The organism is Pseudomonas sp. D4002, from assembly GCF_013385665.1.
In the GTDB taxonomy this organism is placed as follows: Bacteria; Pseudomonadota; Gammaproteobacteria; order Pseudomonadales; family Pseudomonadaceae; genus Aquipseudomonas.
The window spans coordinates 245,133-272,129 of record NZ_JACAPN010000018.1 but is presented as its reverse complement, the minus strand read 5'-3'; the positions used below and the strand labels follow the sequence as shown (position 1 = coordinate 272,129).

Genomic DNA, 26,997 nt, shown 5'->3' with positions numbered 1-26,997 from the left:
CCATGGCCGGTTCAGACTATCTCCACGGCGTGCGGGTCATCGAACTCAACGACGGCACCCGCCCCATTCGCACCATTCCCACCGCAGTCATCGGCTTGGTTTGTACGGCTGAAGATGCGGACCCGCTCGCTTTCCCGCTGGACACTCCGGTACTGCTGACCAACGTGCAAAGCGCCATCGCCAAAGCCGGCGTAAAGGGCACTCTGGCGTCCAGCCTCCAAGCCATCGCCGATCAGACCAAGCCCTACACCATCGTGGTTCGGGTCAAGGAAGGCGCAGACTCAGCCGCTACCACCACTGCCCTGATCGGTACCACCACCGCCGATGGCAAATACACCGGCATGAAAGCCTTGCTCGCAGCCAAGGCCCGCGTGGGCATGACGCCACGCATTCTCGGCGTACCTGGTCTTGACAGCCAGCCGGTGGCCGCCGCCCTGGTATCGATTGCGCAGGACCTGCGCGCCTTCGCCTACGTCAGTGCCTGGGACTGCAAAACCAAGGAAGAAGTGGTCGCTTACCGTGAAAACTTCGGCGCCCGTGAGGTCATGGTGATCTGGCCGGAGTTCCAGAACTGGGACACGGTCACCAGCGCGACCGTTACCGCGTCGGCGGTGGCCCGCGCCCTGGGCCTGCGGGCAAAAATCGACCAGGAAACCGGCTGGCACAAGACCCTTTCCAACGTTGCGGTCAACGGCGTGACCGGCATCAGCGCAGATGTGTTCTGGGATCTGCAAAACCCGGCCACCGACGCCAACTACCTCAACAGCAACGAGGTCACAACACTGATCAATGAGGGCGGCTTCCGCTTCTGGGGCAGCCGTACGTGCAGCGACGATCCTTTGTTTGCCTTCGAAAACTACACCCGTACCGCGCAGATCCTCGCCGACACCATGGCCGAGGCGCACATGTGGGCCGTGGACAAGCCCATGCACGCCTCCCTGGTGCGAGACATCATCGAAGGCATCAACGCCAAGTTTCGCGAGATGGTTGCCCAGGGCTACCTGATCGGCGGCAGCGCCTGGTACCCGGAAGACATCAACGACAAAGACACCCTCAAGGCCGGCAAGCTGACGATCGATTACGACTACACGCCAGTGCCGCCGCTGGAAGACCTCACCTTGCGCCAGCGCATCACCGACAGCTATCTGATGACGTTCGCCAGCCAGATCAACAGCTAAACCGGGTCTCCCCGCAAGGGGAGTTAACCCCGAGCCAAACACCCGGAGAACACCGCCATGGCGATGCCACGCAAACTTAAGAACCTCATGCTGTTCAACGACGCCAACATCTACAGGGGGACGGTGAAGTCCGTCACCCTACCCGCCCTCGGCCGCAAGATGGAGGCCTATCGCGGCGGCGGCATGAATGGCCCGGTCAAGGCTGATCTGGGCTTTTCCGACGACGGTATCCAGTTCGAATGGAAGACCGGCGGCCTGGATCTGATCAGCCTTAAACAGTTCGGCATGGCCAATGCCTCCGGTGTGGCCTTGCGCTTTGCAGGTGCCTTTGAGCAGGACGATACGGGAGAAGTCAGCGCCGTAGAAATTGTCGTCCGTGGGCGTCATGAGTCCATTGAAATGGGCGAAGCAAAGCCAGGCGAGGACACTGAGCACACCATCAAAACAACCTGTACCTACTACAAGTTGACCGTCGACAACGAAGAGATCATCGAAGTCGACCTGCTCAACTTCATCGAGAAGGTTGACGGTGTTGACATGCTGGAGAAACAGCGTAACGCCATTGGCATCTTATAGCCCATCAGCGATACAACACCCTTGCCCATCATCAGGAGTTTTACTCATGAAAGCCGTAGCTACCGAACAACCTGACATTCAACAACTGCCCGACGACAACACCGTTATCCTCGATACACCGATCCGCCGTGGCACCTCCACCATCGAAAGCATCACCCTGCGCAAGCCAAACTCGGGCGAACTGCGCGGCATTAGCTTGGCCGAATTGCTGAACATGGACGTTACCAGCCTCCTCAAGGTGCTGCCGCGCATCAGCACCCCGACCCTCACGGCCGTCGAGCTTGCCGGCATGGACCCTGCCGACCTGTTCATCCTCGGCAACAAGGTGTCTGGTTTTTTGTTGCAGAAGCAACTGAAGACGGATGCATCCCTCGTTGCGTAGAGGACGCCATGGCCGATCTGGCCGTGGTTTTTCACTGGGCGCCGGCTGACATGGATCAGCTGGGCCTGCAGGAACTGATGGACTGGCGCGAACGGGCGCGTATTCGGAGCAGCGTCGATGGCAAATGATTTAAAACTGCGGGTGTTGCTCGACGCCATTGACAAAGCCACCGGCCCGTTGAAGAAAATCACCGGAGGCAGCACCGAAACGGCCCGCGCACTCAAGGCCGCCCGTGACCGCCTGAAAGAACTCAACGCCCAGCAGAAAGATGTGAGCGCCTGGCGCTCCCAAAAAACTGCCGCCGAGGAAACCAAGCAATCCCTAGACGCGGCCCGCGAGCGGGTTAAAGCCCTCAGTCTGCAATTCGCCGCGACCGGCGCCCCGACCAGAGCAATGACCAAGGACTTTCGAGCCGCTGTGCGCGAAGCCCAACGCCTAAAGCAAGAACACCTAAAGCAAGGCATACAGCTCCAGCGGCTGCGTTCCAAGCTTTCCGATGCAGGCATCAGCACCAAAAATCTTAGCACCCACGAACGTCAGTTGCGTGAGCGGATCAGCGCCACCAACAACAGCATTGCTGAGCAGGGGCGGCGTCTGCGAGCCCTAAACGCCAATCAAGAACGCGCGGCAAAAACCCGGGCACGCCTCGACAGTACATACAGCGGGCGCAAGCAGTTCGCCGGGAACGCCGCTATGGCAGGCGCCGCCGGTATGGGCACGGGTTACGCCATCGGCCATGGCCTTTACGCGCCCCTTCAAGAAGGTAAACAGTTTGCGCTTGAGGAAAACCGTGTCGCCGCCCTGGGCCTGGGCAAAGAAGACACCGGCAAGGCGATTGAGTTTGCCAAGCGCATGAAAACCTACGGCACCAGCGTGACGGAAAACCTGACGTTGGTTCGGGATGCAATGACGGTGTTTGCTGACGAGCACGAAGCGGAAATGGTTGCACCCACCTTGGCGAAAATGAAGTTTGCCAACCACGCCATGTACGGCGAGGAAGAAGGCTCTGAGAACGAACGCAAGTTCATGGATATGCTCAAAGTGATTGAGCTGCGAGGTGGCCTGGCCAGTAAAGAAGCGTTCATCAATCAAGCCGATATCGTGCAGCGTATCCTTACCGCCACAGGTGGCCGTGTTGGGCCGAATGAATGGCTGAACGTGATCAAGACCGGCGGCGTAGCGGCCAAGGGCATCAAGGACGAAGCGTTCTACTACCAGATGGAACCGCTGGTGCAGGAAATGGGTGGCCACCGCGTTGGTACGGCGATGATGAGCGCTTATTCCAACATCTACCAGGGCAAAACCACCAAACGCGCGGCGAACAATCTGGAGCAACTGGGCCTGGTCGACCCGGCCAAAGTCAAGCACGACAAGGCTGGCCAAATTGCCTTCCTCGACGTCGGTGCGATCAAGGGCAGTGAGCTGTTTCGTGAAAACCAGTTCGAGTGGATGGAGAAAATCCTGCTGCCGCAGTTGGCCGCCAAAGGCATTACGGACAAGAAGCAGGTGCTGGATAGCATAGGCAGCATTTTCTCCAACCGAACCGCCTCCAACCTGTTCGCGCAGATGTACTTGCAGCGTGAACAGATCCACAAAAACGCCAAGCTCAATGCCGGTGCCGACGGCATCGATCAGCTCTACGACAAAGGCATGAACACCGCTCAGGGTGCTGAGCTGGAATTGCTCGCACAAAAAGCCAATGCCTACCGGGAAATGAGCGACGCGATTCTGCCCACCTACGTCGAGGCGCTGAAAAGCATCACCGCAGCGATCAAAGGCGTCACTGCATGGATGAAAGAGAACCCTGCAGCCGCCGCTGCCATGACGAAAACCCTCATGGTGGTCGGCGTGCTGGCGGGTGTCTTCGGTGCTCTGGCCTTGACCCTGGCCAGCTTGATCGGCCCCTTCGCGGTGGTCAGCTACGGCATGGGCTTGTTCGGCCTCAAGAGCGCATGGGTGGCTGCCGTCGCCCAGCGGCTGTTTCCGACATTGGTTGGCCTCGCCAAAAACACGTTCCCGATGTTAATGCAGGGCATTCGCGTGCTGGCCGTAACCATGGGCGGTGCGCTACTGACCGCAATTCGGACGGTAGGCATTGCTTTGTGGGGCTTGGCTGCTAACCCGATAGTTCTGATCATCGCCGCCGTTGTCGCCGCAATTGCCGGCGGCGCCTACCTGATCTACCGGAACTGGGACGCGGTAAAATTGTATTTCAGCAATGCCTGGACAGAAATCAAGGCCGGATTCGACGGCGGTATTGGCGGCATCATCGCCACGCTGGTGAACTTCAGCCCACAGGGGCTGATTTACCAAGCGTTTGCCGGCGTGTTGAGTTACCTAGGGATTGAACTGCCGTCGCGCTTTACCGAGTACGGCAGCATGATCGTCAACGGGTTGGTGAATGGCCTGCTGTCCGGGATGGGCCTGGTAAAAGACACCATCGTCTCAATCGGCGACTCAACCATTGGTTGGTTCAAGGAAAAACTCGGTATCCACAGCCCGTCGCGGGTGTTCGCAGAGCTGGGCGGTTTCACCATGGCGGGACTGACACAGGGGCTCGAAAACGGTGAAGGGGGGCCGCTCACGGCCCTGAGCAAGTTCAGCAAACAACTCACTGCCGCCGGCGCAATGACCCTGGGCACGATGAGCGGAACGGCGCTGGCAATTGATGACCGCCCGCCCATCAGCGCGATGAGCAGCCCCACTTACGACAGCCACGATCAGTACGAAATCAACATCCATCCCAGTCAGGGCATGGATGCCATGGCAATTGCGCGGGCCGTGCGTGCGGAACTGGCCCGTATTGAGAGCGAAAAAAACGCCCGTACACGCAGCAAACTGTCAGACCTGGAGTAACCCCGCATGATGCTCGCCCTCGGCATGTTCGTGTTCAGCCTCTCAACCGCCGCCTATCAGGAACTGCAGCGCCAAACCGAATGGCGTCACGCCAGCAACAATCGGATCGGTGCCGTACCCGCGCGGCAGTTCCTTGGGCGTGGCGACGACACCATCACGCTGCCAGGTGTGATCCTGCCTGAGCTGGCGGGCAGCGGACTCAGCCTGGACGCCATTCGATTGATGGCTAACACCGGCAAGGCCTGGCCTATGGTCGAAGGCAGCGGCCGCATTTACGGCCTATGGGTGATCGAAAGTCTGAGCGAAACCAAGACTATTTTCTTTCGCGACGGCACGCCTCGGCGCATTGAATTCAGCCTGTCCCTCAAACGTATCGATGATGACCGGATCGACCTGCTGGGCGCCGGTACCGCCGTCGGCGTGAACATCCTGCGCAGGTTGCTATGATCGACGCCGCCCTTTCCCGTGTGACCGGGTTTCTGAAAGACACGGTCGATCGCTACAAACGCGATGCGGCGTATCCGGTACCGGCTTTTCGCGTGACCGTCGACGGCAACGACATCGCCCAACTCATAAGCCCGCGGTTGATGAGCCTTGAACTGACCGACAACCGAGGCATCGAAGCCGATCAGCTCAGCATCACCCTCAGCGACCACGATGGATTGCTGTCGATTCCCCCCAAGGGTGCGGTGGTGCGGTTATGGCTGGGCTGGAGTGACACCGGCTTGGTCGACAAAGGCACCTACACCGTCGACGAGATCGAACACAGTGGTGCGCCGGATATGCTGAGCATCCGCGCTCGCTCGGCAGATTTACGCAAGGCCCTCAAAACCAAACGCGAGCGCAGCTGGAGCAATACTACCCTCGGCGACGTCTTGGGCGATATCGCAATAGGTAACGGCCTCACCGCCACCATTGCCGGTGCGCTCGACGGCCTACCCATCCTGCAGCTTGATCAGGCGAACGAATCTGACGCCAACCTGATCAGCCGCCTGGGCGAAGAGTTCGACGCGGTGGCCAGCGTCAAAGCGGGATGCCTGCTGTGCATGCCTGCCGGCGGTGGCAAGACCGCCAGCGGCCTGAACCTGCCCCACATCACCCTCACCCGAGCCGACGGCGACCAGCACCGCTACCTGTTGGCCGACCGCGACAGCTATGACGGTGTGCGTGCCTACTTCTACGACGTGAACAGCGCGAAGAAGCAGGAAGCCATTGCCGGCGGCGGCGAAAACCTCAAAGACCTGCGCCATACCTACAGCGACAAGCAGTCTGCCCTTCGTGCTGCCCGGGCGGAATTCAACCGCCTGCGCCGTGGCAGCGCGACCCTCAGCTACACCCTGGCGGTGGGCCGTCCCGATCTAATCCCGGAGCTGACCTACACGCTGCAGGGCGTGAAGGCTGAAATCGACGAAATCATCTGGTATGGCGGCAACGTGCAACACAACCTGAGCCCGGACAACGGCTACACCATGAGCCTGGAGCTGGAAAGCAAGTTGCCGGAAGACACCGTCGATGACTTGGCGGTGGAGAACAAACTGGATTACACCGGGATCATCGCCTACTACCGTGATGACAAAACCGGGAAAGAGAAAACCATGACGGCCGGTGACCAGGCCAAACCTCGGCGCCTGCTATGGCTGTACGCCAATAAGAACACGGCCAAGCGGGCTGTGGATCGGGAGTGGAAGCGGCTGCAGGCGACGAAGGCTGAAGCGGGAGGCCCTGCGGACGGCGGGGCCAAGGTGTAGGAAGGTTACTCGGCAAACACGGTAATGGTCGTGCCACCACCGTCACGGGCAAAGGCCTGGCATTCGATGGCCAGTCCTTTTTGCTCGACGGTCGCAATCTCGCTATCGTCTTTCAGTGCTTGTTGGCGGCACTGTTTGGACGCCTTCACGATGTCGGCAGCGGGACTTTTTGAAACGAGGCTGCCGGTGCGACCGACCAGGTCATAGAACGCTTGATCTGGGGTTGGGCCATCCCAGGTGATAGCAATGTTGGGGGCTCCCGTGGCGCAGCTGAGCGACAGCGCGATGTTTGGGCCGTCGCGGTATTCGGTGGTTTGCTTGCCTTCGGTTTGTTTGACCTGGGATAAGTGGCGTTCTTGCTGGAGAGCAGAAAGCATATCGTTGCAGGGCTCTGCAAAAACGTTTGTAGAGAGAGCAAGCAATACCAGGCCGGCGCCGACTCCCATCAATGCATCAGTATTCACGGCGGTCCCTCTGTTGATGATTCCTTGGCGCTTTCGCATCTGTTTGGTGCTGCCAAGGCACATAGGCTATTAGGGGGTTGCTGTTTCGGCAATACCTACGGGTGATTCCTATCTGACCCACACCTCAACACCCTACGATAGCTGCGTCTATAAATATATCGAGTGGGGCATGGGCTACAATCCGGGCGCAGAGGAAACCATCATCAAGGAAAAAAAATGACAGACCTGATTTCCACCGTATCAACTGCTTTGGGCCTTGCTTCACGCCTGAAAGACATCAGCAAAAACATTGAGAACGCAGAGTTCAAAAACGTCCTGGCGGATTTAAGTCTGGAACTAGCAGAGGTAAAACTGAAACTTGCCGACCTGTTGTCAGAAAATGTTCAGCTCAAAGAAAAAATCAGTGCGCTTACGAGTGCTACCGGCACCCCTTGCCCCAGCTGCAATAACCGTACTTACAAACTGATCTCGTCTAAACCAGATCCAACTTTTGGTGAACTAGGCGCCAATTCGCGCTTTCATGAGTGCAGCGCATGTGGTTTCTCTGAAACTACGATTGTTTGATCTAAAAGCCCGGCAAGCCGGGCCTCTCCCGCTATTGAGCCTTCAAGAGCGCATCAATAAACCGCAGCATGTCGTTCCGGTGTTCTTCGCTCAACTGCCTGAACACCTTCACCAGGTACTGTTCAGCGGTAGTTAAACGCTGTTCCTCACCGCTTGCGATTTGATTGGTCTCTGCATCGCTGTTCACCAACATGTTCTACTCCCTTTACAACACGTAACGGGCGCCCGGCACCATCAGTAATGCCGTCGAAAACACCCGGCGAACGAGCGATTCTCACCATGTTTTGATGTGCCACCACCCCCGCCCAGCGATAAAAGGCGACTAACGCTGTGGGCAGAGAAGTAAGTAGATGTAGTCCATGGGACTAGGGCCGAATGGTTGCCACCGGCCTGTCACGAGATAAACAGTTAAGCGGTCGCGGGGATTGCCAAGGCACTGGTCAATCGCAGGACTGAGGCCTTATCGCTCTCAGACAGCGAGCGGTAGTTCTCCAGAATTCTGGATTCGACGCTGTCGATCCCATCTTTTGACAGCACAGCCTTCACGCCTGTCAGCACGTACTGAACATCAACACCCGCCGCTTCAAGTGCGGCCAGGTAGCGCAAATCTGGCGAATTGGTGCCCTGCTCGTATGCCTTCTGCGTCCCTCGGCTGACGCTTCCTAGCGCCCCGAAATCGGTCTGATTCAGGCCCAGACGGTCGCGCTCTTCTTTCAGGCGATCGCCCACCCCATCAGAAATGTACATTTTTTTGATCAACCCTTATTGACTTGAACATTTTTCTATTCAAGAATGACCCCACACCAACACGAACGAACACACATGAACACTATGCCCGCCCCCCTTACACCCGAGCAAGCCCGTGCGGCTCTTGACCGCAAGGGCGTCAGCATTGCCGAGTTCTGCCGTCGGTATGAGTTGAACAGAAATCTGGTCAGCGACCTGCTGAACGGCCGCAAGAAAGGCCGTCGAGGTGAAGCGCACCGAGCAGCTGTTCTGCTCGGTATCAAAGACGGCGTGATTACAAACTAGGGCCTCTGGCTCCAAGGGGAAACCAGAAGATGAAACGCCCAGTTCTAGACAGCAGAAAGAGCGTCGTAATGGCCGTTATCGGCGCCTACCCTGGCGGTCGGTCTTACGCCTCGGCAGACCTCGGTATGCCGCTGAAGAAGTTCGACAACCAGGCCTACGAGAACGCCGGCAGTCGCCCGCTGACCGACGAGCATATTCACCGCCTGGAGAAAGTTGCCGGTACCACCTTCCTACCGGACTACATCGCCTCAATGTACGGCGGCATGTTCGTACCGCTGAGCCTCCCGGAAACCCTGGACAACGTTGAGCTGTACACCCGTTCGCTCAAAGCCTCGGCCAAGCGCGGCAGGGTTGACCAGATCATGTCCGCCGCCCTGGATGACGGGATCATTGAAAAGCGCGAGGCCGACGCAATCATCGCCGCCCTGGTCACCTACATGTCGGCTCGTTACGCCGAGGTGTTCGCGACTATCCAGCTTTACAGCCAGGGAGCTGTGTAGTGAGTACTTACAAACTCGTCTGCCCTTGCTGCAACAGTTCTATGCGCATCCGTACCTCCGAGGGGCAGACGCCTTGCTTCCGCTCGATGTACTCGGAATGCACCAACTTGCTGTGCGGTGCCACCTTCTCCGGGTCGTTGGTTTGGGAATATCAGCTCAGTCCCTCCGGCATTGAGCGGCCCCTGACGGTTTTGCCCACGGCTCCCACAAAGGTTCGGCTACTTGCACGTCAGAACCTCAAGTCGAAAAACGATCAACCCGATCTGCTGGACCAACTGGAAATGGAGCGCGCGTGATGAACCTCGATCAACAGACTCATGACTACCGCAGCAGCATGCAACACGCTGCTTTCGCTTACCTGCAACGCCATGAGGCAGAACACCTGGTGGATTCCGATCTGTTGTTCGATCGTTGCATTCGCCACCTGACGCTCGCGCTGGAAGTGCCAGTGTTTATGGCGCCAAAGCTTGTTCACAACGCCTGGACTGAACTGCAGATGATCAAAAAGCGCCGTTGGATCGGCGTTGACTGGGCCGCTGGGTCTGACAGCACCCGTGTACACCTGGTGGACGTTCTGGCGGATCAACGCTTCCCGGTTCCAGCTCGCTTTCTGCCGCAGAAAATGCTCGACCAGCGCAACGCCGTACACAAACCACACCCTCAGTAACGCTTCCTTTTAACCCCACGCCCTGCCCTGTTCCCAATGGGTTTGGGTGAGCTTTGCCCGCAATCCGAGGTGGAACATGGAAATCGACATCGCCATCACCGCAAAACTGCCCCGTGACCAAGCAGAGGCCCTGCTCCAGGACCTGCGCGTGCAGTACTCGGCACTGCTCAACGAGCACTGGTATGACGATCGGTTTCGCATGATCCCCGAGGGTTTGCGGCACGGCTCATTGCTGGTGGCGTTCCCCGGGTTGGCAGCAAGAAAAAGCCTGATGGGCGCCCTTAAACACAGCCTCGACGAAGCGAAGTAAGCCACGATGGAAATGAAAGAAAGGCTGCGCGCCGACGTCATCCAACGCATTGAGCGGGATTACCAGCTCAAGCACATGCGCGGCACCGACTATATGCGTAAGGGTGTTTGCCCTGCCTGTGGCCAGAAGACCCTCTACACATTCTACAATTCGCCCTGGACACTGATCTGCGGACGGCCGGAAAAGTGCGATCACCGGGTCTACGTGAAAGACGTCTACGACGATCTGTTCAACGACTGGAGCAAGACCGCGCCGTCGACAGCGGACAACCCCCAGGCCACAGCACGCGCCTACCTTGAGTTTGCGCGGGGTTTCAAATTTGAGCTGATCGCCGGCTTGTTCACCCAGGAAAACTACTGGGATGGCCGGCTAAACATCGGTAGCGCCACGGTGCGTTTCGCCTTGGAGAAGGGTGGCTACTGGGAGCGCCTGATAGATCGGCCCGACCGATTCGGCAAGATGAAAGCCCGCTTCCGCCCCACCGGCGAATGCTTGACCGGTTACAAGGGCGTCTGGTGGTGCCCGCCGAGTGTGGACCTGCTGGAAGTCGACGAACTATTCATTGTCGAGGGAATCTTCGACTCCATCGCTCTGCTGCACAACGAAGTGCCGGCCGTGTCGATGATGTCGAGCGCCCCCTGCCCCATCGACTCACTCAAGGCCCTGGTCAAGTTGCGTCAGGACGCTGGTCAACGTCTCCCGCGTCTGGTGTGGGCACTGGATAACGAGCCAATCGCAAAGGCCAACATGCGGCGCTGGGCGAAGGAAGCGAGCGAGCTGGGCTTCACCTGCAAAGCAGCCGTTATTCCGCAGCCCAACGGGAAAAAGGTCGATTGGAACGATCTGCACCTGCGGTGGAAGTCGATCGAAGGCGACGACAAGCGTGGCGAACGCATTGAGCAGGACCTAGGCGAAGCGCGCCACCAGGGCGATTTGCTGCTGGCTGATTCGGCGGAAGAAAAGGCGTTCCTGATCTACGTGCGCAACGAGCGTAAGGAATTCCACTTTACGTTCCGCAAACGTCTGTACTGGTTTCGGCTGGACCTTGAAAAATACGACCGTGCCATGACCGACCTGGAAAGCTCGGAACGCCACGAAGACCAGTTGCTCACAGAGGAACAGCGACGCTACAAGGCACTGCGCCAATCTGGCTCAGTGACCAGCATCGCCAACTGCAACTTCCAGGCGCTGTATTACATGCGCAACGACCTGACAGATGAAGCCTGGTACTACTTCCGTATCGAGCGCCCGCAGGGGCCGGCCATCAAAAGCACGTTCACGGCCAAGCAACTCACGTCAGCACCTGAGTTCGCGAATCGCCTGCTCAACGTCTCCAACGGCGCGATGTTTGAGGGCAGTGCGCAGCAACTGAAACGAATTCTGGCGCCCCAGCTGGACTGTCTGAAAACCGTCAACACCATCGAATGGATCGGCTACAGCCGCGACCATGGTGCCTATGTCTTCAACGACCTGGCCTTTCACGGCGGCAAGGTGCAGGTGCGCAACAAGGAAGACTTCTTTGACCTCGGCAAGCTGAGCATTAAGTCGCAGAGCCAGTCGCCTGTGTTGCACATCAATACCGACCTCAATGCCTACAACGAGGGTTGGTTCGACATCTACTGGCGCTGCTTTGGCGTACAGGGCCTGGTGGTGCTCGCCTGGTGGCTGGGCGCATTGCACGCGGAGCAAATCCGCCAGATCCACAAGTCACTGATGTTCCTGGAGCTGGTGGGTGAAGCTGGCTCGGGCAAAACCACCTTGGTGGAGCTGCTGTGGAAGTCGGTCGGGCGTACTGATTACGAAGGCTTCGACCCGTCCAAAGCGACTGCCGCAAGCCGTGCGCGTAACTTCTCGCAGGTCAGCAACTTGCCAGTGGTGCTGATCGAGTCCGAGCGCGAGCAGAAGGAAGGCCAGCCGGTTAAGCACTTCGACTGGGACGAACTAAAAACCGCCTACAACGGCCGCAGCGTTCGCTCCACGGGCGTGAAAAACAACGGCAACGACACCCACGAACCGCCCTTCCGCGCCGCCTTGCTGATCGCTCAGAACAACCCGGTGAACGCTTCGGAACCGATCCTGCAGCGTATCTGCCATGTGCATCTGACACGCGAGCACCACACCCCGGAAACCAAGCAGTACGCCGAGCAACTGGAGCGCATGCCGATGGACAGTATCAGCGGCTTCCTGGTCAAGGCGCTGCAACGTGAAGCCGAAACCATGCGCCTGATGGAGGAAAACACCTCCGGCTACGAGCAGGAGCTACTGGCCCAGCCTGGCGTGCGCACCGTGCGTATCGCCAAAAACCACGCCCAACTGCGCAGCCTGGTGGATGCACTCGACGGGGTCGTTCCCCTCGGCGAGCGTCGCAAAGCCCTCGCACACGCCGAAATCAGCCGTATGGCCCTGGAGCGGCAGCAGGCAATCAACGCCGATCACCCGACCGTGCGCGAATTTTGGGACCTGTACGAATTCCTCAATGGCATGGACGAGAAAGGCGCGCTGAACCATGCGCGCCGGGATGGCCTGATCGCCGTGAACCTCAACGAATTCGTGGAGATGGCGGCCAACAAACGTCAGCAGGTGCCCCAACTGAGCGACCTGAAACGCCTGCTCAAGACCAGCAAGTCACCCAAATTTCTGGAGTCGAACAAAGCCGTCAACTCTGCCCGCCAAACAGACGCGTTCAACGCAGGAAAAACCATTCGCTGCTGGGTATTCCAGGGCGTGTAACCACCGCAACAACAGGAGCAGCACCATGCAAAACGAACTCAAATCAGCCATTCGCTTTAACAACTTTGTCGCCTACTTCGGCGCGCGTGGGGTACTGGCTATGGCCTGGTGGATGGGGGCTGTGCATGCCGCCCGAATCCGCCAGGACCAAACCAGCTTTCCGTTCCTCCACATCGTTGGTGCAGCTGGTAGCGGAAAGACTCTGCTTTTGGACTACCTCCAAAAGTTGAACGGGCAAACGCCTTACTCCCATTCACTGGCTCATGCCACTCCGGTCGGGAGAGCGCGCACATTTGCCAGCGCAGGGCAGCGGATCGTCATTTGCGAGGACCACAGTGAGTCAGAACAGTCCATTGATTGGGATGAATTGAAACCACTTTATAGCGCGGGTGCCTTCATCCAAGCGGGAAACGATCAATTCCAGGTCGAGACGTTCAAGGGCGCTCTCTTGATTACCTCAAACCAGCCGGTGGAGTGCAGCGATGCGGTCCGCAGTCGAATGGTTACGGTCGATCTTTCAGCTGCCGACGCCCATACGCCCAGAGTCCGGCCCGAGGCTATCGGCGACCTCAACGCAGACGAGGCAAGTGCATTCGGTATCAAGGTGGCTCAGGCAGAAGACTGGATTTCCAGCACCATTAAAGTTTTTTTGCCCAGCTACCAGGGGCAGCTAATGCACAAATACGGACCAAGCCTGAACGCGCGCACCGCACTCAACTGCGCGCAAATGCTCGCTTTGCTCGACCTGCTTTGCTCTCTTCTCGCGATCCCGCAGGACGTCCAGCTTGATGCCAGGAAGGTGATTCACGACATCGCCTTCCTCGACACCATTCCTTATTGATCCGGCCTTCGAAAGGAGAACCCGCATGACTACGCCTGCCCAAAAACAGCAGCCCAACTGGTTCCAGCAACTGGAGGAGTTCGAAGCCAAGCGCCCCGCCATCCGCAATGCCGGTATCGAGGCGCTGAACCGCCTTATCCCTGTCGCCCGGCGTGATACAGGCCAGAGCGCCGTGATCGGCCGGTTTCTGCTCGGGCTCTACAACGGCCACGACTACCCCTTCGTGCTCACCAGCCTGCGCGGCATCGACACCGCACTGTTCGACGACTGCCTGGCGGTGCTTCAACTGGACTACTCGCCAGAGCAAGAGGTGCATACGTACCTCCCCGACGGCGATGCCATCTGGGAAGAACTGATAGCGACATGGGCATGAAATGGGCGCCGAAGCGCAATAGAGACGGGCAACTCCAGCAGAACTGCTGGGTGACCGACAGCGGCTACACCGTCGCGTTGTGCCGGTTACCAGAGTCGCGCTACCCCGTCACTCGGCCAGGGGGCGAACTGCCCTTCGCTTATGCGAAAGACCGGGACGAAGTCATAACGATCATTGAGCAAGACCAGGCCAACTCGGCCTGAAAGATGGTGTCGAGGAGCGCCAACTCCCCGACACCTACCACTACCCAGGAGCAGCACCATGCAAGCACAGACCCAAAGCAGCAGCGCCGTAGAGGCTAGCACGAACACCTTTAAAATCGGCGATACCGTTTCCTATGTCGTCGCCACGACCATGGCACGCAGTGTCGAATTCAGCGTGCGCAAGGGCACCATCAAGGCGATTGACGGCCAGGTCGCCATCGTGGAGTCACGCTATGGCAGGAGCATTCAACCGCTCAACAAGCTGTCCCGCGAGGGCGAACCCAATGCGCTGACGAAATCCCTTATGGGGGATCGCCACAATGCTTAAGCGCACCCTCACCCACTTTCACCTCTGCTGTGGCCTCGGCAGCGGCGCCGCTGGTTTCAGCGACTCCAAACCAGTCCTCGGCCCTGTACAAGCTGAATGGCGCTGCCTGGGCGGTGTCGACGTCGACCCGGCAGGCTTGCGCGACTTTCAGATGATGACCGGTGTACCTGGCACTTTGATGGATCTGTTCACCCGCGAGCAGTTCACCGCGTTCCACGGCCAGCAGCCGCCCGCCGGCTGGAAAGAAGCAACCGCCGAGGATCTACGCCGCGCCGCCGGCAACGAGGACCCGGACGCCGTATTCATCAGCAGCCCCTGCAAGGGGGCCTCTGGCCTGCTGTCCGAGACGATGAGCCAGACGCCCAAATACCGGGCGCTCAACGAGCTGACGTTGCGCTGTGTATGGCTGATGTGCGAAGCCTGGAAGCACAACCCGGTGTCACTAATCGTGTTCGAAAACGTGCCGCGTCTGGCAACCCGGGGCCGGTACCTGCTGGACCAGATCACTAAGTTGCTCAGGCACTACGGCTACGCGGTGGCTGAAACCACCCACGACTGTGGCGAAATCGGCGGTCTGGCCCAGAGCCGTAAGCGCTTCCTGTTGGTGGCCAGGCACGTCGAGAAGGTGCCGGCGTTCCTGTACGAACCGGAAAAACGCAGCCTGCGTGCAGTCGGTGATGTGTTGAGCCGCATGCCGCTGGCCGGCGATATCGATCAGGCTGGGCCGATGCATCGGGTACCCGCGTTGCAGTGGAAAACATGGGTACGCTTGGCCCTGGTCGAGGCAGGGAAAGATTGGCGCAGCCTGAGCCGGTTTGCGATCGAGGACGGGTACCTGCGCGACTTCGTGATCGTGCCGGAATACCGCGCCGGTTATATGGGAGTGCATGACTGGCAGGACACCGCCGGCACAGTCGCCGGCCGGTCGAGCCCAACCAATGGCAAGTTCTCGGTGGCCGACCCTCGGCCCAATAGCAAATTTGAATACACCCAATACGGTGTGCTGCCCTACGACCGCCACTGCGGTGTGGTCACCGGCCAGCGCAGCCCCGGACAAGGGACGTTCAGCGTCGCGGATCCGCGCATGGGCGGCGAGCGGCATAACAACGTGTTCCGCGTGGTGCACAACGACCAAGCCGCAGGCATTGTCACTGCGGGACATGGCCCCAGCTCCGGCGGGCAAGGCGTGGCGGACCCTCGGCAACCGTCCAAGGGTTTCGGCAAGTACCTGGTCACCGATTACAGCAAGCATGCTGGCACGGTCATCGCCGGCAGTACCACCGGCCAGGGCGCCTTTGCCGTGGCAGATCCGGCCTACAAGAACTGGCACCCGGCGGCTAGCACGCAAAAACTGCGCATCACGCCCTGGTGCGACAACGCCAAGACTGTGACCGGGTCGCAGCAGGTTGCCAGCGGCGCTTTATCGATCGCAGATCCGCGCCCGGGTATGTCGCGCACCAAGGGCGACGCGTACCTGACTGGCGGGCATTACGGTGTAGTCAACTACAACGCGCCAGCCGGCGCCGTTTCCGCCAGTGCCTGCCACGATAACGGCCGGTGGTCGGTTGCCGATCAGCGCATGCCGGCGCCCAACGACCGACTGACCTGCATGATCACCAGCCTCGACGGTACCTGGCACCGCCCGTTCACTACCCTGGAGCTGGCCGCGCTGCAATCGCTGTTTGATCCAGAGGACCACTGGTCAGCGGACCCGCAAACCGCCCATGAAATCCAGGTGATGCAACGGGTGCGCAAGATCGAGCAAGCGCAGTTCTTCCTGCTGGACGGTATCAACGATGGCAACCACCGGGAGCGGATCGGCAACGCGGTACCGCGCGCGGCGGCAAAAGCGATGGCGGATGTTTTCGGCATGACGCTGCTGCTTTCCGAGGCTGGTGAGACGTTCATGCTCAGCAACGTGTCGATTTGGGTGCAGCCAGTGGCGATTGCGCTGAGCGTGGCTCAGCAGGAGGTGGGTCATGTCTGACCTCTTCTTCTTGCAAGACAGCCGCAGTAACGTCGGCAGCCGGGCCATGTTCTGGCGCAACGGAGGCGGCTACACCTCGAACCTGAACGAGGCTGAGCAGTTCAAACGCGAGTCCGCGGTCAAGCAGTACGAGTGCCGCGAAACCGATCTGCCCTGGCCAGTGGAGTACGTCCGCCCCCGGGCAGAGGTCGGCGTTGACTGCCAGTACCTCACCAAGTCAGAGGCTGAGGCCTACCGCAACGAAGACGGCCGCGTTTATGTGGCCTACGCACGCGAGTGGGACGGCAATGATCTGGTGTGGCGCGGCGGCAAAGGCCCAACCGGCAACCTGGATGACGCCATCCACCCGGGGGCGGCAGATGCCGCTGGGTACCAGGCCCAAGGCTTCGAGCTTTGGCCATGCGGATACACCGTCGAGCGTTCCCGACCAGTAGTCCGGGCCGCGCTGCTCGATCAGAAGCAGGCACTGCGCTCGGTCGGCCTCAAGCTGCCCAAGCTCAAGCGCCCGCGCAACCGCACCTACAGCGACCGTCTCAACTGCGAAGGCTGCGGGCGTTTTCTCAGCGAACGTCAGCGCTTCGACGACTGCCCGAACTGCGGCGCGGGGAACGCACCATGAACAACGGTAAATCCTTCCCCTGGAACCTCGACCTAACGGGTGTCTGTGACCAATGCAACAGATCCCGCGCCCACGGCAACCACCAGAAGTGCAGCAAGGCGCGCCAGGCGGCCAACGCTAAGCGCCGGGCAGAGGAGGCCCAAACCGGGGTCACACCGGCACCTAGAAAAAGTGCCAGCCTGTTCTGGTTACTTCGCCAGCAGTGATCGGCAACACTAAACCCGCAATACATCAGGCCCGGCGACGGGCCTTTTTTCTTCCTGTTGGAAGAATCTTTCGATACATCGCGTGGGGACGCATATGGCAGATGGCGTAGAGGCCCGTGGCAATTCGGTACGGGTCTATTTTCGTTTCAATGGCGAGCTGTGCCGGGAACTGGTGCCCGGCGGCAACACACCAGAAAACCGGGAGCATGCAAAGCGCCTGGTGACAGTGATCGAGTACGAAATCCAGGCCGGTACCTTCGATTACCGCCGGCATTTTCCCGAATCGACCAAGCTGGCCGAGAACACTTTCGGGCATTACCTGGACCTTTGGCTCACGATCAAGAGCAACAGCGTGGCCGCTACCTCTTTCCGTGGATATAAGAACAAGGCCGAGGTGCATGTGCGGCCGCGCTGGGGTGACGTTCAGATCGATCAGATTGACCACCTGGACCTGCAGGAGTGGATCCAGGGGCCGCTGTCGAAGCGGCTGAAGAACAAGACCATCCGCGACATCATCAGTAATGTGCGCCAGGTGTTTCGGTTGTACCGCACCCGGAAGAAGGTCGCGCATGACCCAACCGAGGGGTTATTCGTGCGTCTGCCCGATCCCGAGGCCCCGGACCCTTTCACCAGAGCGGAAATCAAGCAGATCCTCAACACTCACACAAGCCGCACTCAGGAGCTTTTGATGGTGCAGTTCATGATTTGGGCTGGCCCTCGGGTGTCGGAGACTATTGCACTGGCCTGGGAGGACGTCGACTTGAAACAGGGCACTGTGACCTTTCGCCGGTCCAAGGTGCGGGGCGCATATCGAGTGACCAAAACTAGGCGTTCGACGCGCAAAGTTCGCCTGCTGGAGCCCGCATGGGACGCCCTGCGAAAACTGGACGCCATCAACCAGCTCAAGACTGTGGACACGGTCGACGTCGTCGAGCGCGACAACAAGACCGTCCGCAAGCACAAGCTGCACTTTGTATTCCTGAACACCAAGAGCGGTCTGCCACACGTCAGCGACTTCGTCGTGAGGGACAGGTTTTTCAAAGCACACTTGAAAGCGGCCGGCGTTCGTTATCGCGGTCCTGGGCAGTGTCGCCACACCTATGCCAGTCAGCTGTTGACGACTGGCGTGGCCTCGGTGGACTGGATCGCAGAGCAGATGGGGCATACCAGCGCAAACATGATCCGACAGCACTATGGAATGTGGATAAACGAAGACGGTCCAGACGTGGTAGGCATGCTACAAATAGCATTGAACCTTCAACCCATTGATAAGACGGCATTTAGCGAGGCCAAAGAATAAATGGAATGGACCCTATCATAGTAGGGTCTAACCCAAATACTCTTTATACCGAGGCGAAACCAAGCTCACGATTAAACTGCCGATGCAATATATCTATAACAAACATACGCTGACGAATTAACTCTTGAGACATTCCTTGCCACGCAATCTTATTAGCGTCCATTTCTGACTGAAAGAAATCCAACCACTCATCTGCCTTCATATTAAGCGCTGGATTTCCGCTAATTTTCCCAGCCAATTTATCCTGAACCATGTGATCCATTGTGAAGCGTTTCCCTTCAGGTGTCTGGAGGGCTTGAGCACACTCTCCAATGAAGGTATCCAACCGAGCCTCGCCATTTGAGACAGCTTGTAGAATATTTTCAACCGCATCGATTGTCACAAACAATACATTCTCAAACGGAACCGGCACACAACCATATTTAGCAATGATTTTCGGCTGAAGCTCTGGATCAATTGCTCTAACAACATCCTCCGCCGAAGCAAACCAAAAATCCTCATGGGTAACTACAATGCAAGCAAACTCTGCTTCATTATACTCTTTGGTCATCTTTAGCCTGTAAACACTCTCCTGGCACTGCTCTATGCCTTTTATAAAGCTCTTGGCCAAACTCCTTTTCAAAACTTCCGGATCAAACACAGATGACACTATATCGCCAGGCTCAATAGCTTTAGATTCAAAAATGACATTCACTTTTCCAGAAACCATGAAATCTGCCATTTTTCCTCCAACTACACTGCTTTCTCGACAACGCTGATTGAGCTGCTCCTCTGTATAATAACTTAGGCCTGACGAAGAAAGCAGGGTCTCGACGTAGCGTTCCAGAGTAGGGCCAAAAAAGTCTTTATACCCCCACCCTTTAACCTGCTTAAACAAGTCCGGAACCAGCGTACCGACCGATCTAGAGAACAACTTCGAATTATAAATAAAGAGATTATCGCCATCCAACAGGACCGGCTTTTTTCTCAGTGGAGTGGTTTGAAAATACTCACTCTGCTGGTGCAACTCACCATTAACAATGTGACCCTTGAAGAAACTTGGAAGATCCTGACTTCGGACCACAACCAATAAAAAATAATTAACAATACTTTTCAATGAAATACTAGGCGTAAGGAAAAATATCATTTGATACAGATTAATAGCGACAATCCCCTTAGCACAATCAGCAACACAAATATCCAAATATAGACTAATCAGATAAAATTCTCTGAGAGACAGTCCATACAACTCTAGAAATTTTTCAGCGAAGGGAGCATCTTCATCTGAATACCAGATCATTTGTCGCGTCATTGCCTTAATATCTGGGAAGGTTTGGCCCTGATACCAAGCTTGCTGTAGAACCATGGGGCGCATCATTAGATGCACATCACCCAACCCAATAGGACACGCTAAGTGTTGAATTCGGAATAACTTATTCGACAGTAAGCCAAACTCTTTTTTTGCCATATCTCGGTAACCGTTACCGCACTCTTGCATGGCTATTTTCAGTAGAAAGAGGCATATCCATGGCATACCGCTGGCGGGACGCTCAAGGGTTTGAGACCAGTGGAGGTGATCAATAACACATTGGAGAACAGAGTCTGCCTTATAGACGCTTAGCTCACGCCTGATCTTCTTTATTTGCGCATCATATTTTTCGGCTTTCATTGTCATAGTCCTTTAAGAAAACAAATGCGAGGAGGCAGGGAGTCTCGTGCGCCTTCTCGGCCTCCGAAAACCCACATTCACGCCTCAGTGTGCTGGACGCGGGAGCCTTCCCCAACGCCTCCCGATGGTTCAAACCGCCAAGGCTATTCCCATGAATGTTCCCATATAGCCGTTTTTTAGACGCCAAAAAGCACAAACCCCCGACTTTCTCTAGGAAAATCAGGGGTTTGCGTTTACTAAATGTGGCGGTGAAGGAGAGATTCGAACTCTCGATACAATTTCTTGTATACACACTTTCCAGGCGTGCTCCTTAAGCCACTCGGACACTTCACCGTATCTCGTCAAACTGATTCAGTCTGTCGAGGCGCGCTAATGTAGTCGAAAGCTTTTCCGATGGCAAAGGTTTTTTTCAGAATTTTCATGCGCTTAGGCGGTTATGCCGTTCCAGACCTCTGCGGCGCCATGCACACCACGGCGATTCTGCCATTCTCGGGCACTCACGGCGCTTGTCTATAGTAGCTGCTGCGCCTTGCCGAAGGCCGCCTGCGGGCGGGCATGGGGGAAAAGTCTGACTGGGTAGTCAGTCATGGCGCTTTACCAGGGCGGGCGCGGTGGGTAACGTCTGCCGTCTGTCCTTCTATTACAAGCATTACAAGGAATCGCGTCATGAGTGAGTTGATTGCCTACCACCTCGAAGACGGTATCGCGACCCTGACCCTGAGCAACGGCAAGGTGAATGCCATTTCGCCGGCAGTGGTCAGTGCGTTTAATCAAGCGCTGGATCAGGCCGAGAAGGATCGGGCGGTGGTGATCATCACGGGCACGCCGGGGATTTTGTCCGGTGGCTATGATTTGAAGGTGATGACCGCCGGCCCTAAAGAAGCCGTGAGCCTGGTGACGTCGGGCTCCACCCTCGCCCGCCGCCTGTTGTCGCACCCGTTCCCGGTGATCGTGGCGTGCCCCGGGCACGCGGTGGCCAAGGGGGCATTCCTGTTGCTGTCGGCGGATTACCGGATCGGTGTGGACGGGCCTTTCAGCATTGGCCTGAATGAAGTGATGATCGGCATGACCATGCACCACGCCGGGATCGAGCTGGCGCGGGATCGTCTGCGTAAGTCGGCGTTCCACCGTTCGGTGATCAATGCCGAGATGTTTAACCCGCAGGACGCGTTGAGCGCCGGGTTCCTGGATAAGGTGGTCGCGCCGCAAGAGTTGCAGGCCGCCGCACTGGAAGCCGCTCGCCAACTGAAGAAGATCAATATGAACGCCCACAAGCACACCAAGCTGAAGGTGCGTAAGGCGCTGCTGGAAGCCCTGGATGACGCGATCATTCAGGATCAGGGGCACTTGGGTTAATCAAACCTACGCCTGCTGAATCGAAGCCCGACCTTGAGTCGGGCTTTTTCTTACAAAGAATTCCGGATTGCCCACAACCGCTCTAGACAGTGTCTGTCACAGCATGTTGAAACATGCGCTTAAACATCGCCTATCTCCTGCCTCTATAGGGGCAATTGCCGAATACAGTGCACATCCGTACACTGCGCCACCTTTTGTCCCGATGGGCTGTGTCGATGCTTTTTTTGTTACGCATGTTGTTGATGGGCCTGCATTTTATGATTGCGGGCGTACTGGGCGTGCTGCTGGGGATCTGTCGGCCGTTCAATCCGGACAACAGCCGTTACTGCGCGCGCCTGTATGCGGTGCCGGCGATGTGGCTATTGCGCCTGCGAGTGAAGGCCGATGTCGACTCGCTGCGTAACAAGCCCAGCAGTTGCGTGATCATCGCCAACCATCAATCCAACTACGACCTGTTTGTGTTCGGCACCGTGGTGCCGTACCGCACGGTGTGTATCGGCAAGAAGAGCCTGAAGTGGGTGCCGTTGTTCGGACAGTTGTTCTGGCTGGCGGGCAATGTGTTGATCGACCGGGGCAATGCGCACAAGGCGCGGCGTTCGATGCTGACCACCACCCACACCTTGGCGCATGCCGACACCTCGATCTGGGTGTTCCCGGAAGGCACGCGCAACTTCGGTGAAACCCTGCTGCCGTTCAAGAAAGGCGCGTTCCAGATGGCGATCGCCGCAGGCGTGCCGATTGTGCAGGTGTGTGTCAGCACCTATGTGAAGCAGATGAAGCTCAATCGCTGGAACAGTGGCGATATTCTGATTCGCTCGTTGCCGCCGATTCCTACGAAGGGGCTGACGATGGATGACATGCCGCTGTTAATGCAGACCTGCCGCGAGCAAATGCGCGACTGCATCGAGGCGATGGACCGCGAGCTGCAAACCACGCCTGCAATCACGGCTGAACCCCGCCGAATTTGCTGACTCTGATTGGGCAGGGCAGCTAAGCTGCCTGACAGTTGTCATCTGCCATTCAAGAAGAAGCGATCAGCACTATGGGTAGAGTTGTTGCGGCCGCCGTCTATAGCGCCGGAAAGAAAGTCACCGATATCACCCTCGACGAAGGCGCCGCGTGGGCCGCCAAGCCTGACCACTTTGTGTGGATCGGCCTGGAGGAGCCCAGCGCGCTGGAACTGGCCAACCTGCAGCGCCAGTTCAACCTGCACGAACTGGCCATCGAAGACGCCCTGGAAAAACACAGCCGGCCCAAGCTTGAAACCTTCGGCGACGCGCTGTTTATCGTGACCTACTCACCGGTGCGCGATAACGGCAAGCTGGAGTTTATCGAAACCCATATCTTTGCCGGCAACGGCTACATCATCACCGCCCGCAACGGCCACTCGGCATCCTACGGCTATGTGCGCCAGCGCTGTGAGGCGCGACCGCTGTTGCTGGAGCATGGGGAAGATTTCGTACTCTATGCGCTGCTGGATTTTGTTACCGAGAACTACCAGCCGGTGAGCGAGGCGATTCATGCCGAGGTCGATGAACTGGAGCGCAACGTGTTGTGCAACTCCCTGAGTGAAGCGGATATCCAGAAGCTCCACGGCCTGCGCCGCGATGTGCTGCGACTGAAGCGCTATGTGGCACCGATGGTGGAGATCAGTCAGGAATTGCAGAAACTGAGCTTCCCGTTTATCGACAAGAACATGCGTCCGTACTTTCGCGATGTGCAGATTCACGTCACCCGGCAGATGGAAGACCTGACCACCTTGCGGGATATCGCCAGCCAGACCATCGAGATTGGGGTGTTGCTGGAAGCCTCGCGCCAAAGCGTGGTGCAACGCAAGTTTGCCGCGTGGGCAGCGATTCTGGCGTTCCCGACGGCGGTGGCCGGGATTTACGGGATGAACTTCCAGAACATGCCGGAGCTGCAATGGCACTACGGCTATTTTGCGGTGCTGGGGTTTATTGCGGTGGGGTGTACAAGTTTGTGGGCCAGCTTCAAGCGTTCAGGCTGGCTGTAGGAAAACTGCTGTTGTGGCGAGGGAGCTTGCTCCCGCTGGGGTGCGAAGCGCCCCCAAGGCTTGCGACTGCTGCGCAGCCGAACGGGAGCAAGCTCCCTCGCCACAAAAAGCTCGTCAATCAACCCTAATAGTTAGGCCACGTCCGCTTTTGGTTTGTGCGCCACAAACCGCATCATCCATTCCGCCACGGTAACGCCGTGATGGTCTCGCTCCAGGCTGGCCACACCGTTGGTGTAGACCTTCTCCCCCAGCGTTGTCTGAAGAATCTCCAGCAACTCGCGGGAATAGTCGTGGATAAATTCCGGGTGGCCCTGGAAGCACAGCACCTGGTCTTCAATGTGGTACGCCGCAAACGGGCAGAACTCGCTGGAGGCGATCACGGTGGCGTTTTCCGGCAAGGTGGTGACCTGGTCCTGGTGGCTGATCAACAGCGTCAGTTCTTTCACCACCGGGCTCATCCACGGTGCCTTGGCGTTCAGTTTGTAGTCATGGATGCCCATGCCCCAGCCCTTGGTCGCCCGCTCGGTCTTGCCACCCAACAGCAGCGCCAGCAACTGGTGGCCGAAGCAGATGCCGATCAGCTTGTCGCCGCGGGCATGGCGGTCCAGCAGGTAGGTCTTGAGGGTCTGGATCCACGGATCGGTGCCAAAGGAGTCGGCCTTGCTGCCCGTCACCAGGTACGCGTCGAACACTTCTTCATCCGCCGGGTATTCACCCTGCACCACGTTATAGATGACGAACTCGGCGGCAATCGGCTGTTTGGAGAACAGGCGCTTGAACATCTGCCCGTACCCTTGGTACTGATCGATCAGCCCAGGACGCAGGATATCGGTTTCCAGGATGCACACGCGTAACGACATAAAAAATACCTGACACGGCGATGGGAATAATGAACACCCCCAGAGCCTGCCTTGAAATACCCTTTCAAGGCAAGCCCCGCACATGCCCAAAAGCGTCAGAAGGTCGCGTTCTGTGCAGCTTTCTCCAACAGCAGCGCCGGCGGCGTGAAGCGCTCACCATATTGCTCGGCCAGGTAGCGGGCGCGGGCGACGAAATCGTTCAGGCCGTACTGGTTGATGAATTGCAGCGCTCCGCCGCTCCAGGCGGCAAAGCCGATACCGAAGATCGAGCCGACGTTGGCATCAGCCGTCGACATCAACACGCCCTCCTCCACACAGCGCACGGTTTCGATGGCCTGGATGAACAGCAAACGGTCGCGCACGTCTTGCGGCGAGATCTGTTGGCCGGGCTTTTCGAAGCGGCTTTTCAGCTCCGGCCACAGGTGTTTCTGCCCGCCCGCCGGGTACTCGTAGAAACCGCCACCCGCCGCCTTGCCCGGGCGCTTGTATTCATTGAGCAACAGGTCGATCACGGCAAACGCCGGGTGCTGCGGCAACGGCTTGCCCTCGGCCTGTAGGTCCTTGGCCGTTTGCTGGCGGATATGGCTCATCAGGCTGAGAGAAACTTCGTCAGAGACCGCCAGCGGTCCCACAGGCATGCCGGCCTTGCGTGCCTCGGTCTCGATCATCGGCGCCGCCACGCCTTCGCCGAGCATGGCGATGCCTTCGTTGGTGAAGGTGCCGAACACCCGCGAGGTGAAGAAGCCGCGACTGTCGTTGACCACAATCGGGGTTTTCTTGATTTGCAGTACGAAGTCGAACCCCCGCGCCAGGGTTTCGTCGCTGGTGCGGGCGCCCTTGATGATTTCCACCAGGGGCATTTTGTCCACCGGGCTGAAGAAGTGCAGGCCGATAAACTTGCCCTGGTCTGGAACGGCGGTGGCTAACCCGCTGATGGGCAAGGTGGAGGTGTTGGAGGCGATCACCGCTTCGGCACCCACCACGTTTTGCGCGGCCGCCGAGACCTTGGCCTTGAGTTCCCGATCCTCGAAGACGGCTTCGATGATCAGGTCGCAGCCGGCAAGATCAGCATCGGATTCGGTAGGAACAATCCGCGCGAGGATGGTTTCCCGCTGTTCGGCGGCCAATTGCCCACGCCCGACCTTCTTGTCCAGCAACGTGGCCGAGTGGGCCTTGCCCTTCTCTGCCGCCGCCTGGCTGACGTCCTTGAGCACCACCTCAATGCCCGCCGAGGCGCTGACGTAGGCAATGCCCGCGCCCATCATCCCGGCGCCGAGCACGCCGACCTTGCGTGTCACATACGGCGCAAAGCCCTTGGGCCGCGAACTGCCGGCATTGATTTCATTGAGCTGGAACCAGAAGGTGCCAATCATGTTTTTCGCCACTTGCCCGGTGACCAGCTCGGTGAAGTAGCGGGTCTCGATCAAGTGCGCGGTGTCGAAACCCACCTGGGCACCTTCCACGGCGGCGCAGAGGATTTTCTCCGGGGCCGGGAAGCAGCCGTTGGTTTTGGCGCGCAGGATCGATGGCGCAATGGCGAGCATTTGCGCGACTTTCGGGTTGGACGGCGTACCACCCGGGATCTGATAGCCCTTGATGTCCCAGCGCTGTTTCGCCTCGGGGTTGGCCAGAATCCACGCCCGGGACTTGGCCAGCAGCTCGTCTCGATCTGTCGCCAGCTCATCAATCAACCCGGCTTGCAGCGCCTGCTGCGGCGTAATCTTTTTGCCTTCCAGCAAGTAGGGCAAGGCCTTTTCCAGGCCCAGCATCCGCACCATGCGCACCACGCCGCCGCCGCCCGGCAAAAGCCCGAGGGTGACTTCCGGCAGGCCGATCTGTACCGACTTGTGGTCCAGCGCCACACGGTGCTGGCACGCCAGGCAGATCTCCCAGCCACCGCCCAGCGCTGCGCCGTTGATCGCGGCCACTACCGGTTTGCCGAGGGTTTCCAGGGTGCGCAGTTGCGCCTTCAGCACCAGCACGCTGGCGTAGAAATCCTTGGCGTGGGGCTTGTCGACCTTGATCAGTTCATTGAGGTCGCCGCCGGCAAAGAAGGTCTTCTTCGCCGAGGTGATGATCACGCCCGCAATCGAATCCTTCTCGGCGTCCAGGCGGGCGACGGTGGCCGCCATGGCCTCGCGGTACACCCCGTTCATGGTGTTGGCGCTCTGGCCGGGCATGTCGATGGTCAGCACCACAATCTGGTCCTGGCCCTTTTCGTAACGAATGGCATCGGTCATGACTGATTCCTTAGG

At 58.2% G+C, this 26,997-nt stretch carries 30 protein-coding genes and 1 tRNA gene; 24 read left to right on the top strand and 7 right to left on the bottom strand.

The features are described 5' to 3' along the window. Positions 1–2: 2 nt before the first annotated feature. The 7 genes from HX824_RS12990 to HX824_RS12960 are packed head-to-tail and all read left to right on the top strand — an operon-like array spanning position 3 to position 6,740. Positions 3–1,178 (top strand): phage tail sheath protein, encoded by a 1,176-nt coding sequence (locus tag HX824_RS12990; RefSeq protein ID WP_177054635.1) that lies wholly within the window; start codon positions 3–5, stop codon positions 1,176–1,178. Positions 1,179–1,235: 57 nt separating this feature from the next. Continuing rightward, positions 1,236–1,754 carry a phage major tail tube protein gene (locus tag HX824_RS12985; protein WP_177054634.1) on the top strand — a complete coding sequence of 173 codons (519 nt, stop codon included), beginning with the start codon at positions 1,236–1,238 and terminating at the stop codon, positions 1,752–1,754. A 46-nt stretch (positions 1,755–1,800) separates the two neighbouring features. Beyond that, positions 1,801–2,136: a phage tail assembly protein gene (locus HX824_RS12980; protein ID WP_177054633.1), complete on the top strand. Its 336-nt coding sequence runs from the start codon at positions 1,801–1,803 to the stop codon at positions 2,134–2,136. Between the two features lie 8 nt (positions 2,137–2,144). Further along, positions 2,145–2,264, top strand: coding sequence for a GpE family phage tail protein (locus HX824_RS12975; protein ID WP_073843658.1), 120 nt, complete (start codon positions 2,145–2,147; stop codon positions 2,262–2,264). A gap of 13 nt (positions 2,265–2,277) precedes the next feature. Then, positions 2,278–4,992 carry a phage tail tape measure protein gene (locus HX824_RS12970; protein WP_218180471.1) on the top strand — a complete coding sequence of 905 codons (2,715 nt, stop codon included), beginning with the start codon at positions 2,278–2,280 and terminating at the stop codon, positions 4,990–4,992. 6 nt (positions 4,993–4,998) lie between these two features. Further along, on the top strand, positions 4,999–5,439 hold the full coding sequence (locus HX824_RS12965; RefSeq protein ID WP_177054631.1) for a phage tail protein: 441 nt from the start codon (positions 4,999–5,001) through the stop codon (positions 5,437–5,439). After that, on the top strand, positions 5,436–6,740 hold the full coding sequence (locus HX824_RS12960) for a phage late control D family protein (RefSeq protein WP_177054630.1): 1,305 nt from the start codon (positions 5,436–5,438) through the stop codon (positions 6,738–6,740). The genes HX824_RS12965 and HX824_RS12960 overlap by 4 nt, the downstream gene beginning before the upstream one ends. Before the next feature lie 5 nt (positions 6,741–6,745). Here the strand turns inward: HX824_RS12960 and HX824_RS12955 are convergent, their stop codons facing one another. Continuing rightward, positions 6,746–7,204 (bottom strand): hypothetical protein, encoded by a 459-nt coding sequence (locus tag HX824_RS12955; RefSeq protein ID WP_177054629.1) that lies wholly within the window; start codon positions 7,202–7,204, stop codon positions 6,746–6,748. 216 nt (positions 7,205–7,420) lie between these two features. On the opposite strand from HX824_RS12955, the gene HX824_RS12950 reads away from it, so the two are divergent. Beyond that, positions 7,421–7,768 (top strand): hypothetical protein, encoded by a 348-nt coding sequence (locus HX824_RS12950; RefSeq protein WP_177054628.1) that lies wholly within the window; start codon positions 7,421–7,423, stop codon positions 7,766–7,768. A 31-nt stretch (positions 7,769–7,799) separates the two neighbouring features. Here HX824_RS12950 and HX824_RS12945 read toward each other — a convergent pair whose 3' ends face one another. Both HX824_RS12945 and HX824_RS12940 read right to left on the bottom strand, forming a co-directional pair. After that, the gene (locus HX824_RS12945; RefSeq protein WP_177054627.1) at positions 7,800–7,961 is read right to left on the bottom strand and encodes a hypothetical protein; all 162 of its coding nucleotides are present in this window, start codon (positions 7,959–7,961) and stop codon (positions 7,800–7,802) included. 215 nt (positions 7,962–8,176) lie between these two features. Further along, positions 8,177–8,515, bottom strand: a complete 339-nt coding sequence (locus HX824_RS12940; protein ID WP_177054626.1) for a helix-turn-helix domain-containing protein — start codon at positions 8,513–8,515, stop codon at positions 8,177–8,179. An 84-nt stretch (positions 8,516–8,599) separates the two neighbouring features. Here HX824_RS12940 and HX824_RS12935 point away from each other — a divergent pair, with 84 nt between their 5' ends. The 13 genes from HX824_RS12935 to HX824_RS12875 all read left to right on the top strand — a co-directional run bounded on the left by HX824_RS12935 (position 8,600) and on the right by HX824_RS12875 (position 18,864). After that, a complete protein-coding gene (locus tag HX824_RS12935) occupies positions 8,600–8,800 on the top strand; it encodes a DNA-binding protein (RefSeq protein WP_177054681.1) in 201 nt (66 codons plus the stop codon). 29 nt (positions 8,801–8,829) lie between these two features. Then, positions 8,830–9,300, top strand: coding sequence for a YmfL family putative regulatory protein (locus HX824_RS12930; protein WP_177054625.1), 471 nt, complete (start codon positions 8,830–8,832; stop codon positions 9,298–9,300). Beyond that, positions 9,300–9,596, top strand: a complete 297-nt coding sequence (locus tag HX824_RS12925) for an ogr/Delta-like zinc finger family protein (RefSeq protein WP_057709693.1) — start codon at positions 9,300–9,302, stop codon at positions 9,594–9,596. Before HX824_RS12930 ends, HX824_RS12925 begins: the two co-directional genes overlap by 1 nt. Continuing rightward, complete coding sequence (locus tag HX824_RS12920) at positions 9,596–9,967, top strand: hypothetical protein (protein ID WP_177054624.1); 372 nt, start codon at positions 9,596–9,598, stop codon at positions 9,965–9,967. The genes HX824_RS12925 and HX824_RS12920 overlap by 1 nt, the downstream gene beginning before the upstream one ends. 76 nt (positions 9,968–10,043) lie before the next feature. Continuing rightward, positions 10,044–10,277 carry a hypothetical protein gene (locus tag HX824_RS12915; protein WP_177026863.1) on the top strand — a complete coding sequence of 78 codons (234 nt, stop codon included), beginning with the start codon at positions 10,044–10,046 and terminating at the stop codon, positions 10,275–10,277. A gap of 12 nt (positions 10,278–10,289) precedes the next feature. Next, positions 10,290–13,007, top strand: coding sequence for a toprim domain-containing protein (locus HX824_RS12910; protein ID WP_177054623.1), 2,718 nt, complete (start codon positions 10,290–10,292; stop codon positions 13,005–13,007). Positions 13,008–13,032: 25 nt separating this feature from the next. Beyond that, positions 13,033–13,848, top strand: coding sequence for a hypothetical protein (locus tag HX824_RS12905; RefSeq protein ID WP_177054622.1), 816 nt, complete (start codon positions 13,033–13,035; stop codon positions 13,846–13,848). Positions 13,849–13,873: 25 nt separating this feature from the next. Further along, on the top strand, positions 13,874–14,221 hold the full coding sequence (locus tag HX824_RS12900) for a hypothetical protein (protein ID WP_177054621.1): 348 nt from the start codon (positions 13,874–13,876) through the stop codon (positions 14,219–14,221). Next, entirely contained in the window at positions 14,218–14,424 is a 207-nt protein-coding gene (locus tag HX824_RS12895) for a hypothetical protein (RefSeq protein ID WP_177054620.1), read from the top strand. Before HX824_RS12900 ends, HX824_RS12895 begins: the two co-directional genes overlap by 4 nt. A gap of 58 nt (positions 14,425–14,482) precedes the next feature. Continuing rightward, positions 14,483–14,752, top strand: a complete 270-nt coding sequence (locus HX824_RS12890) for a hypothetical protein (RefSeq protein ID WP_177054619.1) — start codon at positions 14,483–14,485, stop codon at positions 14,750–14,752. After that, positions 14,745–16,739, top strand: a complete 1,995-nt coding sequence (locus tag HX824_RS12885) for a DNA cytosine methyltransferase (RefSeq protein ID WP_177054618.1) — start codon at positions 14,745–14,747, stop codon at positions 16,737–16,739. The genes HX824_RS12890 and HX824_RS12885 overlap by 8 nt, the downstream gene beginning before the upstream one ends. Further along, on the top strand, positions 16,732–17,358 hold the full coding sequence (locus tag HX824_RS12880) for a hypothetical protein (RefSeq protein ID WP_177054617.1): 627 nt from the start codon (positions 16,732–16,734) through the stop codon (positions 17,356–17,358). Before HX824_RS12885 ends, HX824_RS12880 begins: the two co-directional genes overlap by 8 nt. A gap of 300 nt (positions 17,359–17,658) precedes the next feature. Then, positions 17,659–18,864, top strand: a complete 1,206-nt coding sequence (locus HX824_RS12875; RefSeq protein WP_177054616.1) for an Arm DNA-binding domain-containing protein — start codon at positions 17,659–17,661, stop codon at positions 18,862–18,864. Between the two features lie 43 nt (positions 18,865–18,907). Here the strand turns inward: HX824_RS12875 and HX824_RS12870 are convergent, their stop codons facing one another. Beyond that, positions 18,908–20,512 carry a hypothetical protein gene (locus HX824_RS12870; RefSeq protein ID WP_177054615.1) on the bottom strand — a complete coding sequence of 535 codons (1,605 nt, stop codon included), beginning with the start codon at positions 20,510–20,512 and terminating at the stop codon, positions 18,908–18,910. Positions 20,513–20,755: 243 nt separating this feature from the next. Next, positions 20,756–20,845 (bottom strand) — tRNA-Ser (locus tag HX824_RS12865). A 333-nt stretch (positions 20,846–21,178) separates the two neighbouring features. On the opposite strand from HX824_RS12865, the gene HX824_RS12860 reads away from it, so the two are divergent. The 3 genes from HX824_RS12860 (at position 21,179) to HX824_RS12850 (ending at position 23,882) form a co-directional block, all read left to right on the top strand. Beyond that, positions 21,179–21,868 (top strand): crotonase/enoyl-CoA hydratase family protein, encoded by a 690-nt coding sequence (locus HX824_RS12860; protein ID WP_177049286.1) that lies wholly within the window; start codon positions 21,179–21,181, stop codon positions 21,866–21,868. Positions 21,869–22,083: 215 nt separating this feature from the next. Further along, a complete protein-coding gene (locus HX824_RS12855; protein WP_177027707.1) occupies positions 22,084–22,839 on the top strand; it encodes a 1-acyl-sn-glycerol-3-phosphate acyltransferase in 756 nt (251 codons plus the stop codon). A 71-nt stretch (positions 22,840–22,910) separates the two neighbouring features. Continuing rightward, the gene (locus tag HX824_RS12850) at positions 22,911–23,882 is read left to right on the top strand and encodes a magnesium and cobalt transport protein CorA (RefSeq protein ID WP_004371189.1); all 972 of its coding nucleotides are present in this window, start codon (positions 22,911–22,913) and stop codon (positions 23,880–23,882) included. Positions 23,883–24,013: 131 nt separating this feature from the next. On the opposite strand, the gene HX824_RS12845 is transcribed toward HX824_RS12850, so the two are convergent. Both HX824_RS12845 and HX824_RS12840 read right to left on the bottom strand, forming a co-directional pair. Further along, complete coding sequence (locus HX824_RS12845; protein ID WP_177054614.1) at positions 24,014–24,742, bottom strand: amidotransferase; 729 nt, start codon at positions 24,740–24,742, stop codon at positions 24,014–24,016. 95 nt (positions 24,743–24,837) lie between these two features. Further along, complete coding sequence (locus HX824_RS12840) at positions 24,838–26,982, bottom strand: 3-hydroxyacyl-CoA dehydrogenase NAD-binding domain-containing protein (RefSeq protein ID WP_177054613.1); 2,145 nt, start codon at positions 26,980–26,982, stop codon at positions 24,838–24,840. Positions 26,983–26,997 lie beyond the last annotated feature (15 nt).